The sequence below is a fragment of the Marinobacter sp. VGCF2001 genome (assembly GCF_049943275.1).
Classification (GTDB): Bacteria; Pseudomonadota; Gammaproteobacteria; order Pseudomonadales; family Oleiphilaceae; genus Marinobacter.
Genome location: NZ_JBNFVX010000001.1, coordinates 584,226 through 599,013 on the forward strand (window position 1 = coordinate 584,226; position 14,788 = coordinate 599,013).

Annotated in this window: 17 protein-coding genes; 2 read left to right on the forward strand and 15 right to left on the reverse strand. The window is 58.1% G+C overall.

Annotated elements, in window-relative coordinates; all coding sequences use genetic code 11:
• Positions 1-2: 2 nt before the first annotated feature.
• The 8 genes from ACP2AU_RS02705 to ccmA are packed head-to-tail and all read right to left on the reverse strand — an operon-like array spanning position 3 to position 5,937.
• On the reverse strand, positions 3-485 hold the full coding sequence (locus ACP2AU_RS02705) for a cytochrome c-type biogenesis protein (protein ID WP_426374235.1): 483 nt from the start codon (positions 483-485) through the stop codon (positions 3-5).
• Positions 485-1,021, reverse strand: coding sequence for a DsbE family thiol:disulfide interchange protein (locus ACP2AU_RS02710; protein WP_426374236.1), 537 nt, complete (start codon positions 1,019-1,021; stop codon positions 485-487). Before ACP2AU_RS02710 ends, ACP2AU_RS02705 begins: the two co-directional genes overlap by 1 nt.
• Complete coding sequence (locus ACP2AU_RS02715; protein ID WP_426374237.1) at positions 1,018-3,015, reverse strand: heme lyase CcmF/NrfE family subunit; 1,998 nt, start codon at positions 3,013-3,015, stop codon at positions 1,018-1,020. Before ACP2AU_RS02715 ends, ACP2AU_RS02710 begins: the two co-directional genes overlap by 4 nt.
• A gap of 34 nt (positions 3,016-3,049) precedes the next feature.
• Positions 3,050-3,529, reverse strand: coding sequence for a cytochrome c maturation protein CcmE (gene ccmE, locus ACP2AU_RS02720; RefSeq protein WP_426374238.1), 480 nt, complete (start codon positions 3,527-3,529; stop codon positions 3,050-3,052).
• A gap of 14 nt (positions 3,530-3,543) precedes the next feature.
• A complete protein-coding gene (gene ccmD / locus ACP2AU_RS02725) occupies positions 3,544-3,780 on the reverse strand; it encodes a heme exporter protein CcmD (protein WP_426374239.1) in 237 nt (78 codons plus the stop codon).
• Between the two features lie 3 nt (positions 3,781-3,783).
• On the reverse strand, positions 3,784-4,527 hold the full coding sequence (locus tag ACP2AU_RS02730; RefSeq protein ID WP_426374240.1) for a heme ABC transporter permease: 744 nt from the start codon (positions 4,525-4,527) through the stop codon (positions 3,784-3,786).
• Between the two features lie 55 nt (positions 4,528-4,582).
• A complete protein-coding gene (gene ccmB, locus ACP2AU_RS02735; RefSeq protein WP_426374242.1) occupies positions 4,583-5,308 on the reverse strand; it encodes a heme exporter protein CcmB in 726 nt (241 codons plus the stop codon).
• Positions 5,305-5,937, reverse strand: a complete 633-nt coding sequence (ccmA, locus tag ACP2AU_RS02740) for a cytochrome c biogenesis heme-transporting ATPase CcmA (RefSeq protein ID WP_426374244.1) — start codon at positions 5,935-5,937, stop codon at positions 5,305-5,307. The genes ccmB and ccmA overlap by 4 nt, the downstream gene beginning before the upstream one ends.
• Before the next feature lie 160 nt (positions 5,938-6,097).
• On the opposite strand from ccmA, the gene ACP2AU_RS02745 reads away from it, so the two are divergent.
• The gene (locus tag ACP2AU_RS02745) at positions 6,098-7,462 is read left to right on the forward strand and encodes a flagellar hook-length control protein FliK (RefSeq protein WP_426374436.1); all 1,365 of its coding nucleotides are present in this window, start codon (positions 6,098-6,100) and stop codon (positions 7,460-7,462) included.
• A complete protein-coding gene (locus tag ACP2AU_RS02750; protein WP_426374246.1) occupies positions 7,459-7,779 on the forward strand; it encodes an EscU/YscU/HrcU family type III secretion system export apparatus switch protein in 321 nt (106 codons plus the stop codon). The genes ACP2AU_RS02745 and ACP2AU_RS02750 overlap by 4 nt, the downstream gene beginning before the upstream one ends.
• Here ACP2AU_RS02750 and ACP2AU_RS02755 read toward each other — a convergent pair.
• From ACP2AU_RS02755 to motD, 7 genes are all read right to left on the reverse strand, one after another.
• Positions 7,759-8,862, reverse strand: coding sequence for an ATP-binding protein (locus tag ACP2AU_RS02755; protein ID WP_426374248.1), 1,104 nt, complete (start codon positions 8,860-8,862; stop codon positions 7,759-7,761). The two genes, ACP2AU_RS02750 and ACP2AU_RS02755, sit on opposite strands and share 21 nt — an antisense overlap.
• Positions 8,859-11,138: an ATPase, T2SS/T4P/T4SS family gene (locus ACP2AU_RS02760; protein WP_426374250.1), complete on the reverse strand. Its 2,280-nt coding sequence runs from the start codon at positions 11,136-11,138 to the stop codon at positions 8,859-8,861. Before ACP2AU_RS02760 ends, ACP2AU_RS02755 begins: the two co-directional genes overlap by 4 nt.
• A 26-nt stretch (positions 11,139-11,164) precedes the next feature.
• On the reverse strand, positions 11,165-11,557 hold the full coding sequence (locus ACP2AU_RS02765; protein WP_426374252.1) for a DUF2802 domain-containing protein: 393 nt from the start codon (positions 11,555-11,557) through the stop codon (positions 11,165-11,167).
• A gap of 62 nt (positions 11,558-11,619) precedes the next feature.
• Positions 11,620-12,108 (reverse strand): chemotaxis protein CheW, encoded by a 489-nt coding sequence (locus ACP2AU_RS02770; RefSeq protein ID WP_426374254.1) that lies wholly within the window; start codon positions 12,106-12,108, stop codon positions 11,620-11,622.
• Between the two features lie 128 nt (positions 12,109-12,236).
• A complete protein-coding gene (locus tag ACP2AU_RS02775; RefSeq protein WP_426374256.1) occupies positions 12,237-13,013 on the reverse strand; it encodes a chemotaxis protein CheW in 777 nt (258 codons plus the stop codon).
• Entirely contained in the window at positions 13,006-13,803 is a 798-nt protein-coding gene (locus tag ACP2AU_RS02780; RefSeq protein WP_426374258.1) for a ParA family protein, read from the reverse strand. Before ACP2AU_RS02780 ends, ACP2AU_RS02775 begins: the two co-directional genes overlap by 8 nt.
• A 189-nt stretch (positions 13,804-13,992) precedes the next feature.
• The gene (gene motD / locus ACP2AU_RS02785) at positions 13,993-14,775 is read right to left on the reverse strand and encodes a flagellar motor protein MotD (RefSeq protein WP_426374260.1); all 783 of its coding nucleotides are present in this window, start codon (positions 14,773-14,775) and stop codon (positions 13,993-13,995) included.
• Between the last annotated feature and the right edge of the window lie 13 nt (positions 14,776-14,788).

A 14,788-nucleotide genomic window follows, 5' to 3' on the forward strand; every position in this document is an offset into this window, starting at 1 on the left:
AATCAGCGTTTGGTCTGTTCACTCTGGCGAGCCAGAATCTGTTCTGCCCTGGCCCGGTCGTCGTCACTCAGCGGAGGCTCATCCTCGCGCCGGCGAGCCCGCCAGACCACGCCCAGAACAATCAGGAATCCGCCGATAGAAGCAATCGCCGGGAACGCCCAGAGAAAAATAGTGCGGCTATCCACCGGAGGCTTGTACTGAACGAACTCTCCAAAACGGTCGACCAGTGAACCCACGATGGCGTCGTTCGATTGGCCCTGCTGCATCATGCGGTAGACCTCATCACGCATATCAGAGGAAATGGGTGAATTAGAATCCGCAATATTCTGGTTCTGACACTTCGGGCATCGCAGTTCCGAAATCAACTGCTGATAGCGTTGCTCCTCGGCCCGGGTATCAAAGTTGTAGACTTCCTCTACCTCCGCAGACACCGGGCCAGACACTGCCGCCAGCAAAGCCCACAGCATAACTGGTAAATAACGCATCAACTGTTCCCCCTGGCCTCGACAATCACCGGTAACAGAATATCCTTCCAAACCTTCTCGTTTACCACACCCACATGGCGGTAGCGCACCACCCCGTCGGCATCAATCACGAAGGTTTCCGGCGCACCATACACACCCAGGTCGAAACCGAGCGAGCCTTTGGGATCAAAAATAATGGTGTCATAAGGATTGCCCAGCTGGTTAAGAAACCGGAACGCCGTTTCCCGCTGGTCTTTGTAGTTCAACCCGACAATCCGCATACCCTCGTCTTTTGAAAGCTGCATCAGGTACTTATGCTCATCCCAGCAGGATGGGCACCATTCTGCCCAGACATTCAGCAACGATACCTCGCCTTCGAAAACAGAAGGCGTAATGCGGGCATCCGGATCACTCAGGGATTCCAGGCTGAACTCAGGTACAGGTTTGCCCACCAACACCGATTCAAGCTTGGTGGGGTCCTTGCCAAGGCCGGCAAACAGGAACACGCCAACGCCTACCGCAATCAGAAGCGGCAGAAATAGCAAGACGCGCTTCATGATGAGGCCTCCGCGGTTTTACCCGGCACCGGCTGCATATCGCTTTTCACGGCTTGTTCGTCCCGCTCCCGAATGCGGTAGCGTTTGTCGGCAATGGCCAGGAAGCCACCGATCGCCATCACCAGAGAGCCGAGCCATAACCAGCGGACCAATGGCTTGTACTGCAGACGAATGGCCCAGGCATCATCGGTGATTCGCTCGCCAATGGCGACAAACACATCCCGGAACAGACCTGCGTCGATGTCGGCTTCGGTCATGACACTCATGCCTACCGGATACTGGCGTTTTTCCGGATGTAAATCGGTCACCAGCTTGCCATCAAGGTACACATCAAAGCTGCCGTATTGGGCCGTAAAGTTCGGGCCACGACGCTCGCCGATATCTTTAAAGACAATCTCGTAATCCCCCACCATGGCCCGATCGCCCGGCTGCATACGCACGTCCCGCTCGATGCCATAGTTGGAGACCACCGTGGCACCGGCCATCACCATGGCCAGTCCCAAATGCCCCAGGACCATGCCCCAGTAGCTCCGCGACTGGCGCTTCAGGCCGTGCCAGCGTCCATTCCGTGAGGCGGACTTGTCCCACAAGTCCCAGAATGTGGCGACCGCTACCCACACGGCGGCAAATACGCCGAGGAACGCCCAGGGCGTAAAGCCCCCGTAACCGAGCATCACCGCACCGGTGGCCACAAGACTGATCGCCAGCGGCCAAAGCAGCTTGCGGGCCAGCCAGCCACCATCTGTTTTTTTCCAGCGAGAGAAAATACCGGCGCCCATCAACAAGCCGGTCGCAACCGCCAGCGGGCTGAAGGTGGTATTGAAGAAAGGCTCACCGATAGACAGTTTGCCCAGATCCAGATAGTCCAGCACCAGCGGGTAAAGGGTACCGATGGCAACCAGCAACGTCGCCGAGACCAGCAGCACGTTGTTGAGCAACAGAAACACTTCCCGGGACATTGAACCGTAACGGGAGCGCACGTGCACCACCGGTGCCCGGAAGGCGTAAAGCGTCAGGCTGGCAAGGATGGTAATGCCCAGCAGGGCGAGCAGGAAGCTCCCCCGCTCCGGATCCGATGCAAACGCGTGTACTGACGTAAGCACCCCGGAACGCACCAGGAATGTACCCAGAAGGCTGAGGGCGAAGGTCACGATGGCCAGCAACACGGTCCAGCTCTTGAACACGCCGCGTTTTTCGGTCACCGCCAGAGAGTGCATCAGGGCCGTGCCGGACAACCAGGGCAACAATGAGGCGTTTTCAACCGGGTCCCAGAACCACCAGCCGCCCCAGCCAAGCTCGTAATAGGCCCACCAGCTTCCCAGCGCGATGCCCAGCGTCAGAAAAGACCAGGCAACGGTGGTCCAGGGGCGCGACCAGCGTGCCCAGGCAGCATCGAGCCGGCCGTTAATCAGCGCTGCGATGGCAAACGCAAACGCGACCGAAAAGCCCACGTACCCCATGTACAACATAGGGGGGTGCATAATCAGGCCAATATCCTGCAGCAACGGATTCAGATCCTGACCGTCCGCCGGGACATTCGGCAGTAAACGATCAAAAGGATTGGACGTCAGAATAATGAAAAGCAGAAACCCGACAGACACCATGCCCAAAACGGACAAAACCTGGGAGATCATCACCGAGGGCAGCTTCCTGCTGAAAATGGCGACAGCCAGAGTCCAGCCAATCAACATCAGTATCCACATCAGCAACGAGCCTTCATGCCCGCCCCAGACGGCACTCATTTTGTAGTACCAGGGCAACATACTGTTGCTGTTATTGGCGACATAAGCCACCGAAAAGTCATCCACCAGGAAGGCGTGGGTCAGGATGGCAAACGCCAGGGCGGTGAAAACAAACATGCCAGACGCCAGCGGTCTGGCAAAGGCCTGCAAACTGTCACGCCCGGTCAGAGCGCCCACCAGTGGCACCACCGAGAGCATGATTCCCAGCAGCAACGAGAGAATCAGTGCGAGCTGTCCGAGTTCCGGATACATCGGGTTTCTCCAACGTCAGAGATAAATTGAGCGCTCAATACGCGGTGGTTTCTGCCGCTTTGTCGACATCGGCAGACTTGTGCTGCCCTTTCGAGGAGCGCTCCAGCGCCTCGGCCACCTCCGGTGGCATGTAATTCTCATCGTGCTTGGCCAATACCTGATCGGCTACAAACAGGCCTTGTCCGTTCAGGCGCCCCATGGCAACCACACCCTGTCCTTCGGCAAACAGATCCGGCAGTATCCCGTCGTATTGCACCGACACCGACGAGTTGTAATCTGTCACGCGAAAGTTCACTTTCAGGCTGTCGGGGTCCCTCAGCACGCTGCCTTCTTCAACCATGCCGCCGGCCCGGATGCGGACATCGACCGGGGCGTTACCGGCAGCGATTTCGGTCGGATCGTAGAACAGGTTAATGTTTTGCCTCAGGGCATAGGTCGTAAGCCCGACCGCAATAGCGATGCCTGCCACCAGGAAAAGCACTATGGTCAGTCGTTTTTTTCGGATCGGATGCATGTCTTACCTGCTGTCTAGTCTTGGGAAACTTCAACACGAGCGAATGTGGCGGCTTGGTTTGGACGGGCGCCCATGGCTTGATTGTTCTGCTCCTGGTAACGGCGCTTGCATCCGTTCAGAACCGCCCGGTAATGACGGGTTGACCGGATCATCAAGCCAGCCAGTAATACAAAGAAAACGCCGTAACACCCCCAGACATAGGCACCATGGCCCTCCATCGTCAGGAATGCAGAAAAGGACTCGAATGCCATGGGTTAACCCCTCCCCGCCAAAACCAGATCTCTTACCCAACGGGTCTTCTGTTCCCGCATCACGATCTCCGTTTTCATGCGCAAACAGGCCAGCCAGCCAAACAGACAGTACAGACCCAATACCGAAAGCAGCAACGGCACCCACATTTCGGCCGGCATGGAGGGTTTTTCCGTTAACTTGAACGTGGATGGCTGGTGCAACGTGTTCCACCACTCAACGGAATACTGGATGATCGGAATGTTCACCACCCCCACAAGAACAAGCACGGCCACGGCCCGTGCTGCCGATTTTTCGTCATTGATGGCACGATCCAGCGCAATGGCTCCGCCATACAGGAACAAAAGAATAAGCATTGAGGTCAACCGGGCGTCCCACACCCACCAAGTGCCCCAGGTCGGTTTACCCCAGACTGCGCCGGTAAACAGGGAAAGAAAGGTGAAAATCAGCCCCACCGGCGCCACGGCCTTGACGAACACATCGGCCAGTTTCATCCGCCAGACCAGGGTAACGACGGCAGCCACAGCCATCATGATATAAATCGACTGGGCCAGAAACGCGGTAGGAACATGGATAAAAATAATCCGATAGCTGTTGCCTTGCAGGTAATCTTTAGGAGCGAACGCAAGCCCCCAGATCACCCCGGCCAGAAGAAGTATCGCACCAGCAGCCAGCAACCAGGGCATGAACCGGGTTGCAATCCCGAAAAACCATTTGGGAGAACCCAGTTTATGAAAAAATTGCCACATCAGTTGGTCACCATCTTCACTGTTAGTTAGCTGGCTGACGGTCGTGCAGAACCGCTCAGCTGTTTGAAAGACTGATTCGCAATGCCGCTGCCGAAGCAAAGGGGGCCAGAGTCACCGCCAGAACCAGAAATGCCCCCATCAGCGCCAGGTATCCAGCCACGGGCGCTCCCTCTGCCGCCGCCGCAACCGTGCCGGTACCGAAAATCAGCACCGGAATGTACAGCGGAATGATCAGCAGTGACAAGAGTACGCCGGCCGAACGTAGCCCGAGCGTCAGGGCCGCACCTATCGCCCCGATCATACTGAGTACCGGCGTCCCGATCAGCAGCGTTAGACACAGAATTGCAATAGAGTTCCCGTCAAGATGCACCATAACGCCCAGAACCGGAGCCAAAAGCACCAGCGGCAGGCCGGTCAGCACCCAATGCGCGGCTGTTTTCGCCAGAATCAACAGAAACAGCGGTTGCGGTTGCAGCACAAGCTGCTCCAGGGTTCCATCGTCAAAATCATGACGAAAGAGATGATCCAGCGACAACAGCACAGACAGCAAAGCCGCAACCCACAGGATACCGGCACCGGACTGTTTCAGAAATGCCACCTCCGGGCTAACTCCGAGGGGGAAAAGCGTCACCACCATAATGAAAAACAGCAACGGATTCAGGAGATCCTGCCGCTGCCGGAACGCCACCCGGACATCCCGTGCAAACACCGCAGCCATGGCTGCCAGAGGGCCAATGGAAGCAGAAACCGGTTTCAGAGCGGGACGCAGTTCCGCGTTCATGAATTCCCTCCCGCACCCAAGGTAATTCGTTTCATGGCCGGCAGCTGCAAATCATGATGCGTGGTTACCAGTACGGCACCTCCCTCCGCTGCTCGCTGTTGCAACAGAGACTCGATGGCTTTCACACCGTCGGAGTCGATCGCAGTAAACACTTCATCCAGTAGCCACAGGGGCTCATCGGCGATCAGCAATCGGGCCAGAGCCACCCGCCGTTGCTGTCCGGCCGACAGGTTGCGGCATGGCACGGCCTCAAACCCGGCCAGTCCCGTGCCGGCCAGGGCCTGAACAAGCACTTCGTCGTTAACCTCCCGACGGCCTGCCATCAGGGCTCGCAAGTTTTCCAGGGGGGAAAGCAACGGTTTGATGCCGGCTCGGTGGCCGATGTACAGAGTATTTCGCAGAAAAGATTCCCGTTGCCGGGATCTGGGCTCGCCACACCAGAGCAACTGCCCTGCCCAGGCATCGTTCAGCCCAGCAAGGATGCGTAACAAGGTAGTTTTACCGGTGCCGTTAGGGCCCTCGACACGGGTGACCGTACCGGGCAGTATGGAGAAGGACAGATTCTGGAACAACAGGCGCTCGTCCCGTTCACACTCAAGATCTATCGCCTGTAGTAACGGCTCGGACATCAGGGCTCCGTTTCAGAGCGATGGATGCGCAGCGGGCATCAGGTGCATGTAATGAAGGACACACAGGTGCCAACATGAGATCAGGGCATTCACTGCCAGCGCGGCGTATTATAACGAATACGTCAGCAATTTACTCTTGCCCGACATCAAATCGACACGAATGAAACTGAACGGCGGACAATCACCTATCTCTCCCAAGCAACCGGCCCAGCCCCAGACCGTCGGGAACTCGGGAAAACCGGCTGCGGGCGCCAGTCCGGAAATCGGCGCGGCGCCATCTGCCCGGCAACAACTGGCCAGGCTGAAGCTTGCCAACCGGGAAACGGTGCTGGCAAAAGTCGCCGATATTCTGCACCAGAAAGGGGGCAGTCACGAGCTACTGCTGGAGTTGCGCGGCCAATCGCTGAAGGTGAATGCCGGCCAACGGCCTCCGGATCTGTCAGTCGGCGACCTGATTAAAGTCATGCGTGCCGGCAATGAGTTGCAGCTGATTGGCAAGCTGGCCGGGGGCCAGGAAAGTTCGGTCGCCCGGGCTCTGGCACAGCGACTGCCCTGGCAACAAAACCTTCAGGCCGGATTGGCACAGTTGTTCAGCGCATTGCAGCTGGGCCTGAAATCGCCGCCCCAGCCCGGGCAATTGCCATCCACCATGAATGCACAACCTCTGCCAGCAGCCGCGCAACAGGTATTGCAAAACCTGATCAACCAGTTACCCAGGGCCGACGCACTGCTGCCGGGAGCCGGCAAGGCGGAACCGATGGCCAACCAGGTACGCCAGTGGTTGTCCGAAAGCGGTCTGTTTTCCGAAGCAAGGCTGTTGCAGACCAGCACGTCTGCGGTGACTCCGCCGGATCTCAAGCTGGCGTTGGCAAAGGTGGTGTCCGCTTTACTCGCCAGCCAGAATCAGGGGCCTGAGCAATTCAACCGACTGACACCGTTAACCAGCAACGACCTGCTGCAGGCGCCATTACAGTTCCCTCGTGCGCCAACACCGGCCACACCGCAAAACACCGGGGAGCCCGCCACGGTCGGACAAACACTTCGCCTGCTCGCAGGTATGTTGAACCGGATCACGGTGAATCAGCTACACAGCCAGACGCTGAACGCCCGGGCCGGGGCAGAACCCGGCGCCCCCGTAAACACTTTATTGATCGAGGTACCCTGGCTGACGCCACAACAGGAACCCAGAACCGCCCAGTTGCGACTGGAACAATACTCACAGGAGAAGGACGACAACAAAACCCCGGGACGATCCAGCGCCAGTGAATGGCGACTGGCCTTATCGATGGATCTGGATGAGGCTGGCCCCCTGCATTTCGACGTCACATTCCGGCCGCCGTCCGTGAGCGCTCTCGTCTGGGCTGAAAAGCAAACCACCTTGAGAGCTGTGCACCGGGAACTCCCCCTGCTGCGGCAGAGCCTGAACGACCTCGGTCTGGACGTGGCTGACCTGGACTGTCGCAGGGGCAGCCCGGGGCAAATACAAACACGATTGGAACATCGACTGGTGGATACCAAAGCATGACAGACAGTTCACAGGACAACATCCCTGCGGCCGTTGCTCTCAAGTACGACGGCGAACGCGCCCCGGTGATTTCGGCAACCGGCACCTGGGAACTGGCCGAGGAAATTATCCGCATCGCCCATGACCACGATGTTCCGCTGTACGAAAATGCAGAGCTCGCCGGAATTCTGGCCCGCCTGTCCCTGAATGAGGAAATTCCGGAAGAGCTGTATCGCGTCATCGCAGAAATTCTGGCCTTCGCCTTTCATATCAGGGGCCGCACCCCCGGTGATGCCGCGCCGGATGACAGTGACGAATCAGTGGATCAGGGAACGTAACGCCCAGGCCTGCTGCCAGACACTGCCTTTACGCATGGCCACCGTAGTCTCGAAATAATGCTTCAGGCGTCGACGGTCTTCCGGTTGATCCTTCAGCGCGGAGCCGATCAGATGATGCATCATATGCTCCACAGTCATCGCGCCACCACCGTAATACCAGGCATTCAGGCTCGCTGCATGGGCCACAGAGACCGCCTCGGCGGTAGACAAAGCGGCACCGGCCAGGCGGTCGGTGCTCCGGCCATCCAGGGTCTGGCCATTGCGCAGTTCGTGGAAAATGGTCACCAACACTTCCACCACCGCTTGCTCCAGAGCCACCTCGATACCTGCGCGCCGATTGGCTCTGGCCACTTCGCGCATGACCACACCAATCTCATCATCCAGGTGTCGTATCGGTCGGATTTCCTCGAAATCCATCCGTCGTTTCAAAGCGGCACTCATACTGTGCACACCCTCATCCACACTGTTAGACGTGGCAACCAGGTTGAACCCCTCTCGAGCCAGGATCACACCGTCGTCGCCCGGCAGCTCCGGAATCACAACCACACGATCCGACAGCACGGAAAGCAATGCATCCTGCAACGCCTGGGGACAGCGGGCGATTTCTTCAAAGCGCACCAGACGGCCCTCCATCATCCCCCGAAGCAGCGGCGATGGTACCAGAGCCTTCCGGCTGGGGCCTTCAGTGTGCAGCAACGCTTCGTTCCAGCTATATAACAGCTGACTGACCTGGCTGATGGCACCGCCCTGCAGGGTCAGCGTGGAGTTACCGGAAATCGCGGCTGCCAGGAGCTCCGACAACAGGGATTTTGCCGTGCCCGGCTCGCCAACCAACAAACACCCGCGAGACGTACACAGGGAGATAATAATTCTTACCACCATGGCGCGCTCGGCGACGAACTTACGCTCGACACCCAACTTCTCATCACCCAGCAGAAACTTTTCCACGCCCCGAGGCGACAACAGCCAGCCGGGAGGGCGGGGCCCGGGATCCATGGACATCAGCTTGTCCAGCTCGTCGCGATAAACACTTTCAGCCGGCTCGCGCTGAGCACCTTTGGTCACAACCGGGTTATTCTTCATCCAACACTCCTGCGGCCACCGCGAACTTCCGGTGCCATCCTTTCTCTGGGCAGAATACGAGGCAATTCACAGAGCGGAATAATACCCTCAATCACATGATCCAGCGCGCTATCCCGCATGGTTATGAGCCCGGCATCCAGAGCCCGCCAACGCAATTCTCCAACCGGCGGTTGGCTGGAAATGGCATTGCGGATATCCGCATCCACCTCCATGTACTCTACAATCGCTACCCGGCCCTGGGTGCCGCGACCATTACACTTGTCGCATCCCGCTCCCTCGAAGCAGCGGAAATCCGCCGGTGCACCATCCGGAAAAACTTCCGCCATGATGACGGGATCTGGTTTGACCGGCTGACGACAATGGCTGCAGATGCGCTTGGCGAGCCGTTGCGCAATCACCGCCAACAACTCACCGGCAATCGAATTGGGATGAATACCCAGGTCATAGAGCCTCTGCAGGGAATCGACGGCATCGTTGCAGTGCAGTGTAGAGAGCACCACATGGCCAGTCTGTGACGCGCGAATGGCCTCCAGAGCTGTCTCCTGGTCGCGAATTTCCCCGACCAGGATCACATCCGGGTCTTCCCGGACAAAAGCACGCATGGCGTCGGCAAAACTGAAACCGATATCTGAACGGACACGGGTTTGCTGGATGTTATCGATCGAGTACTCGATCGGGTCTTCCACTGTAATCACTTTACGCCGGCCATCGTCCGCGAGGGTCTGCAGACCGGCGTAGAGCGTGGTGGATTTACCCGAGCCGGTGGGGCCAACCACCAGCACCAGCCCCGCCGGATTATCCAGCAAGCGCTGGTAATGGTTACCAATGGCCTGCGACATCCCCAGCTCGGCAATGGTCATGGCACGCCCCGTTTGCGGTAGCAGACGGATAACCGCATTTTCACCATGTAGCGACGGCTGTGTCTGAATCCGCAAATCGTAGAAGGTGTCGCCCAGCTGCAGCCGCGAGCGCCCACCCTGTGGCAGCCGGTGCTCGGCAATGTTCAGCTCGGCCCGGAGTTTGATGACGTTGATCACCCCGCGAATCTCCCGCCCCGATAACTGATATTGGGGGAGATCATGCAGGTCGCCGTCTACCCGCAGCCGAATGCGAACCCGGTCCTCATATTGTTCAATGTGAATATCACTGGCCTTTTCGCTGACCGCATCTAGCAGTATGGCTTCGTACACCGACACCAGGTAAGGGCTGATATGCTTATTATGCTCCTGGCCCAGAAGATCCTTGCCGGCCGCAACCGGCGCTTCTGCGGCGCCCCCCGTAAGCCCCTGCTCGGCCACAAAGTGACTGCCCTTGACCGTTAGATCCAGTGCCGACCAGACGCGCCGAAAATCCGTCGGTGTCACCAGCAGGCAAATAATGCGGTGAGACGGCGCCAGGCGCTCCAGTTGATCGGTGCGGGCGTCGGGATCGTCGGTTACCACGGTCAGAGTCGTGTTTTCCTCCGACACAGGGATGACGCGGGCAAGATCCAGAAACGTGCGGGAGAAACGCCGGAACAATCCGGTATTCAGATTGTTAAGTACGTTTTCAGCATCGGTAAAATTCATACCACGCTGCTGGGCCAGCGATCGATAGAGGTCGATTTCCTCAAGATTCAGCCTGCGCCGCAAAACATCGAGAACCCGCTCGTTTCTGGTTGCCGCCTCTGCGCGTGCCTTTGCCAGTGCAGGTTCACTGACCAGGCCGAGATCAATCAGAATCTGCTCGGAATTACGGTTAAAATCTATCCAGCCGAGGGTACGAACGCGGTCAAGCGTATCGCCCTTGCGGCGGAACATGGCAACGCTTGGCACGGGACCGGCGCGCCCTTCCAGGCACACCAGATTGCCTCCCTCACGTAAACAGGGCGCCAGCGCCTTGGGGTCGGAAATAAAAGTGGTGCACAGAACCAAATCGCAGAGCGTGTCTACCTCCAGCCCGTCATCGGCTGCGCGCTGGATTACATCTATATTGTGCATTCCGTGCTCGAAGAACCGCTCCCTGGCTTTGTCCGCCAGTGCCGGATTACGGTCGACGTAGATCACCCGGTGCGCCAAATCCGCCAGAACAGCGGTCAGGTAACCAGAGCCGCCGCCGATGTGCATAACAACCTGATCAGGTTCAATCTCGGGCAGAAGGCCAAGGAGGTGACCGACGGTCTCTTCGCGGGGAATGGAATGGCCGGTAATGGAGGGGACGAGATCGGCACCGGTGACAAAATCGGCGCGGGAAACAACAGCAAGGGCCTCAGCGGCCCTCTGATAGAGCTTTTTCATTCAGCTGCATCCGATAGAACGCCGGATCAGGCCACCTGTCGCTTTTTGAGTGCAGAAACCAGCTCGGCCTCCGGACGGGAAATTCCGCAAGTGTTCATAAGATCGTCGATATCGGCGCCGAGATCAACCAATCTGGAAGCCTCATCATAAGAAATTCGCAGCGGGTCATTTTGCCGCATTTCCTCCAGCGTATTTTTTAGCTCGTGGAGCTGGCGCTCACAGGCAACCAACCGCTGGCCAACCCCAAGGCTGCCGCTGGTGGTTGCGTGCAACTCACGGCCCAGGGTATCGCACCGCTGTTTGACTGTGGCCTGCAGGGCCCGTATACGCCGGCCATGGATAACGCCTTGAACCAGAACCAGAGTAACAGCGGCGGCCGTCAGGGCCCATGGCAGCCAGGAGGGAATGATGAAACTCATGATGGACGTCTCCGTTGTTGGTGACCACGGAAAGCGTCCATCACTGCGCTGTGAAAAGCCGGTTACAGCGACGCGATTTCAGCCCACTCGTGGTCTGACAGCATCTTGTCAAATTCGACGAGAATAATCAGCTCGCCGTTCTTGTTGCATACACCCTGGATGAACTTGGCACTTTCCTCGTTCCCCACGTTGGGCGCAGTTTCAATTTCGCTGGCCTTGAGGTAGACCACCTCTGCTACCGAATCCACCAGAACGCCCATTACCTGGCTGGATGATTCCATTACCACGATGCGGGTGGCATCGGTAACCTCGGCATCCGCCAGACCAAACCGGCGACGGGTATCGATAACCGTAACCACGTTACCCCGCAGGTTGATGATCCCCAGGACATAGTCCGGGGCTCCGGGAACCGGCGCGATTTCCGTGTAACGCAGTACTTCCTGAATCTGCATCACATTGATGCCATACGTCTCGTCATCCAGGCGGAAAGTCACGTACTGCAGTACCTGATCGTCCTGGGCCTGATTTTGCTGTCCGCTCGGGGATGCCATAGCACTCTCTCCTTCTCGGCTGCCCGGCGGGCAACCTGATCGTCAAAAATTCATCATCAGTGCCCAATACTATAGTTAAGGGCACAAACCGTGCCAGCCTCGCACGGTTTCATTGAGTAACGGACCGGCTAACTCAGGTCCAGGTGGTGCTCACGTTCCGCCCGGACCAGCAAATGAGCCATGGTGCGCACATCGATCAGGGCACACATATGGTCCACCACCGTACCTGCCAGCCATGGCCGCTTGCTGCGGGCCGTGCGCCAGCGCACTTCGTCTGGCTTGAGAGTAAACGACTGGGCGACATCGTCACAGGCCAGCCCCCATTCGCTGTCATCAAGCCGGATTACAAACCGGTAGTTGTCGCGGGCACCGGGCGGAACCCGGCCTGCCATGATCCACTCGGCCGTGTCCACTACCCGCAGATTGTGCTGCTGGTCCGGCCGTATCCCCATGTACCACCGGGGGCTGCCCGGGATAGGACGGATCTCTTCCTCGATACGATGAATGGCCCCCAGCAATACCAGTGGCACAGCAAGCTGTAATCCCGCCACGGTAAAGATCAGGCATTCAAACGGCTCTTCGGACCAGTCCGGCCTTGCCGGCGGCACGTCTCCCTCCTTGCCGGGCGCAGGGGCGGGGGTTGGAGCCTCTACCTTGACCGATGCTGGCGCCTTCTGCACCACCACCGGCTCCTTTACTGCAGGGCGAACCTGCGCCCGGGTTCGCGGCACTTCCGCGGGCTCCTCGGTCCGGACCGGTCCGGGCTTTGCCACCACCGGCTCTGGCTCGGTCTTGACTTGTTCTTCCTGCAAAGCCGTGTGAGTGGCCGTGTGTAAAAGCTCGTCCAGATAGCTGGCAATCGCCGCTTCCGGCGCTGCCAATTCCGTCAGTTTTTTGTCAGCCATGCTGACGCTCCTGCACCGAAGTAATCCGCTTCAGAAGGTCATCCAGCAAATGATTATAGGCTCTGACGCCATGGGTCTCGGCATCCAATTGCGAAGGTATAACCCCAGCCTGGCTGGCATCCCGGAATTTCGTATCAACCGGAACAGCAAAACGCCATAGGGTGTCCGGGTAGGTTTTACGCAACAGATTGAGACTTTTAACGGACGCCTGGGTCCTGCGATCGTACAGGGTAGGGACAATCATGAACGGCAATTCGTTTTTCTGCGAACGCATGATCATCTGCAACGTATGCAGCATTCTCTCCAGCCCTTTGATCGCCAGAAACTCCGTCTGTACCGGAATAACCAGAAATTGGGCCGCAGCCAGCGCATTTACCATCAGCACGCCCAGTGATGGCGTGTTGTCGAGAATCACGTAGTCAAAGTCATCCCAAAGCTGAGCCAGCGCACGGGAGATAATCAACCCCATCCCCTCAACGCCGATCATCCGACGCTCCAGCGTCGCCAGAGCCGTGCTGGCTGGCAACAAAGACAGCCCCGGGCAACCGGTATCCGTGATCAGCTGCGCGGGCAGACCATCCGGCACTTTGCCCTGGTGCTGGAACAGGTCAAACACGCTATGGGCAATGGCATCAGGGTCGTAACCAAACCAACTGGTCAGCGACCCGTGTGGGTCCAGATCAACCACAAGCACACGCTTGCCACGCTGGGCCAACAAGCCGCCCAGGGCAACGACCGAGGTTGTCTTTCCTACTCCACCTTTCTGATTGGCTACCGCCCAGATACGCACGCTTTGTTCTCCGGTTACAGCTCAGCCAGCTCCGGGCCGGCCTTTGTTCAACTTAACGGCAAGGACACGGGTAACTTGAAAGCTGCCTCTATGCTTTTGCGGCAAACCCTTGCCGATTTGTCACGATGAACAACAGGTAATACAGGAAGTGTGCCAGCTCAGCTATACGCACCTGCCACCCCGTGGCAATCAGCGCACCGCACCGCGGATACTGGCATCGCGGGAGATCAACAATACAACCCTCCGGTTACGACGGCGCCCCTCTTCGGTATCGTTCCGGGCAACCGGTTGATACTGGCCGTAACCAACGGCGGCAAGGCGTTCAGGTTCAACGCCCTCCATCATCAGCATTCGGGCCACTGCAGCTGCCCGGGCGGTGGACAACTCCCAGTTGGAGGGAAAGCGACTGGTGCGAATAGGCTGGTTATCGGTGAATCCCTCAACCTTGACCGCATTATCCCGCCCTTTCAGCACACCGGCGATTTTTTCAATCACCTCGAACGAATCATAATGGGGCTCGGCATCGCCGCTGCTGAAAAGCATACTGTTAGGGAGGTTCAGTTCAATCCACTCGCTGCTGGTTTCGAGGCTTACAACGCCCTGAGTGATCAGCTCGTCAAACTCCATGGCCAGTTGATTGGCCATCGAGCGCAGGGCCTCGGCACGATCCCTGGCATCAAGCTCGGAGTTTCGTGGTGCCTCCGCGACCGGCGGAGCAATGACGTCTTGCCGGTCCTGCTCTGGCGCCCGGACCGGCTGTTCGCCCACCGCCACGGGCTGCAAGGAGCGCTGCGGTGCGTTGAATACGCCGGTAAAGGTCTCCGAGAGCACTTTGTATTTGCCCTCGTTTACCGAAGAAACAGAGTACATCACTACGAAAAAAGCGAACAGAAGAGTGATAAAGTCGGCGTAGGAAATCAGCCAGCGCTCTTTGTTATGAAGATCGTCCTGAGGTGGTCTGCGACGGCGCATAGCAAGCCCTGGC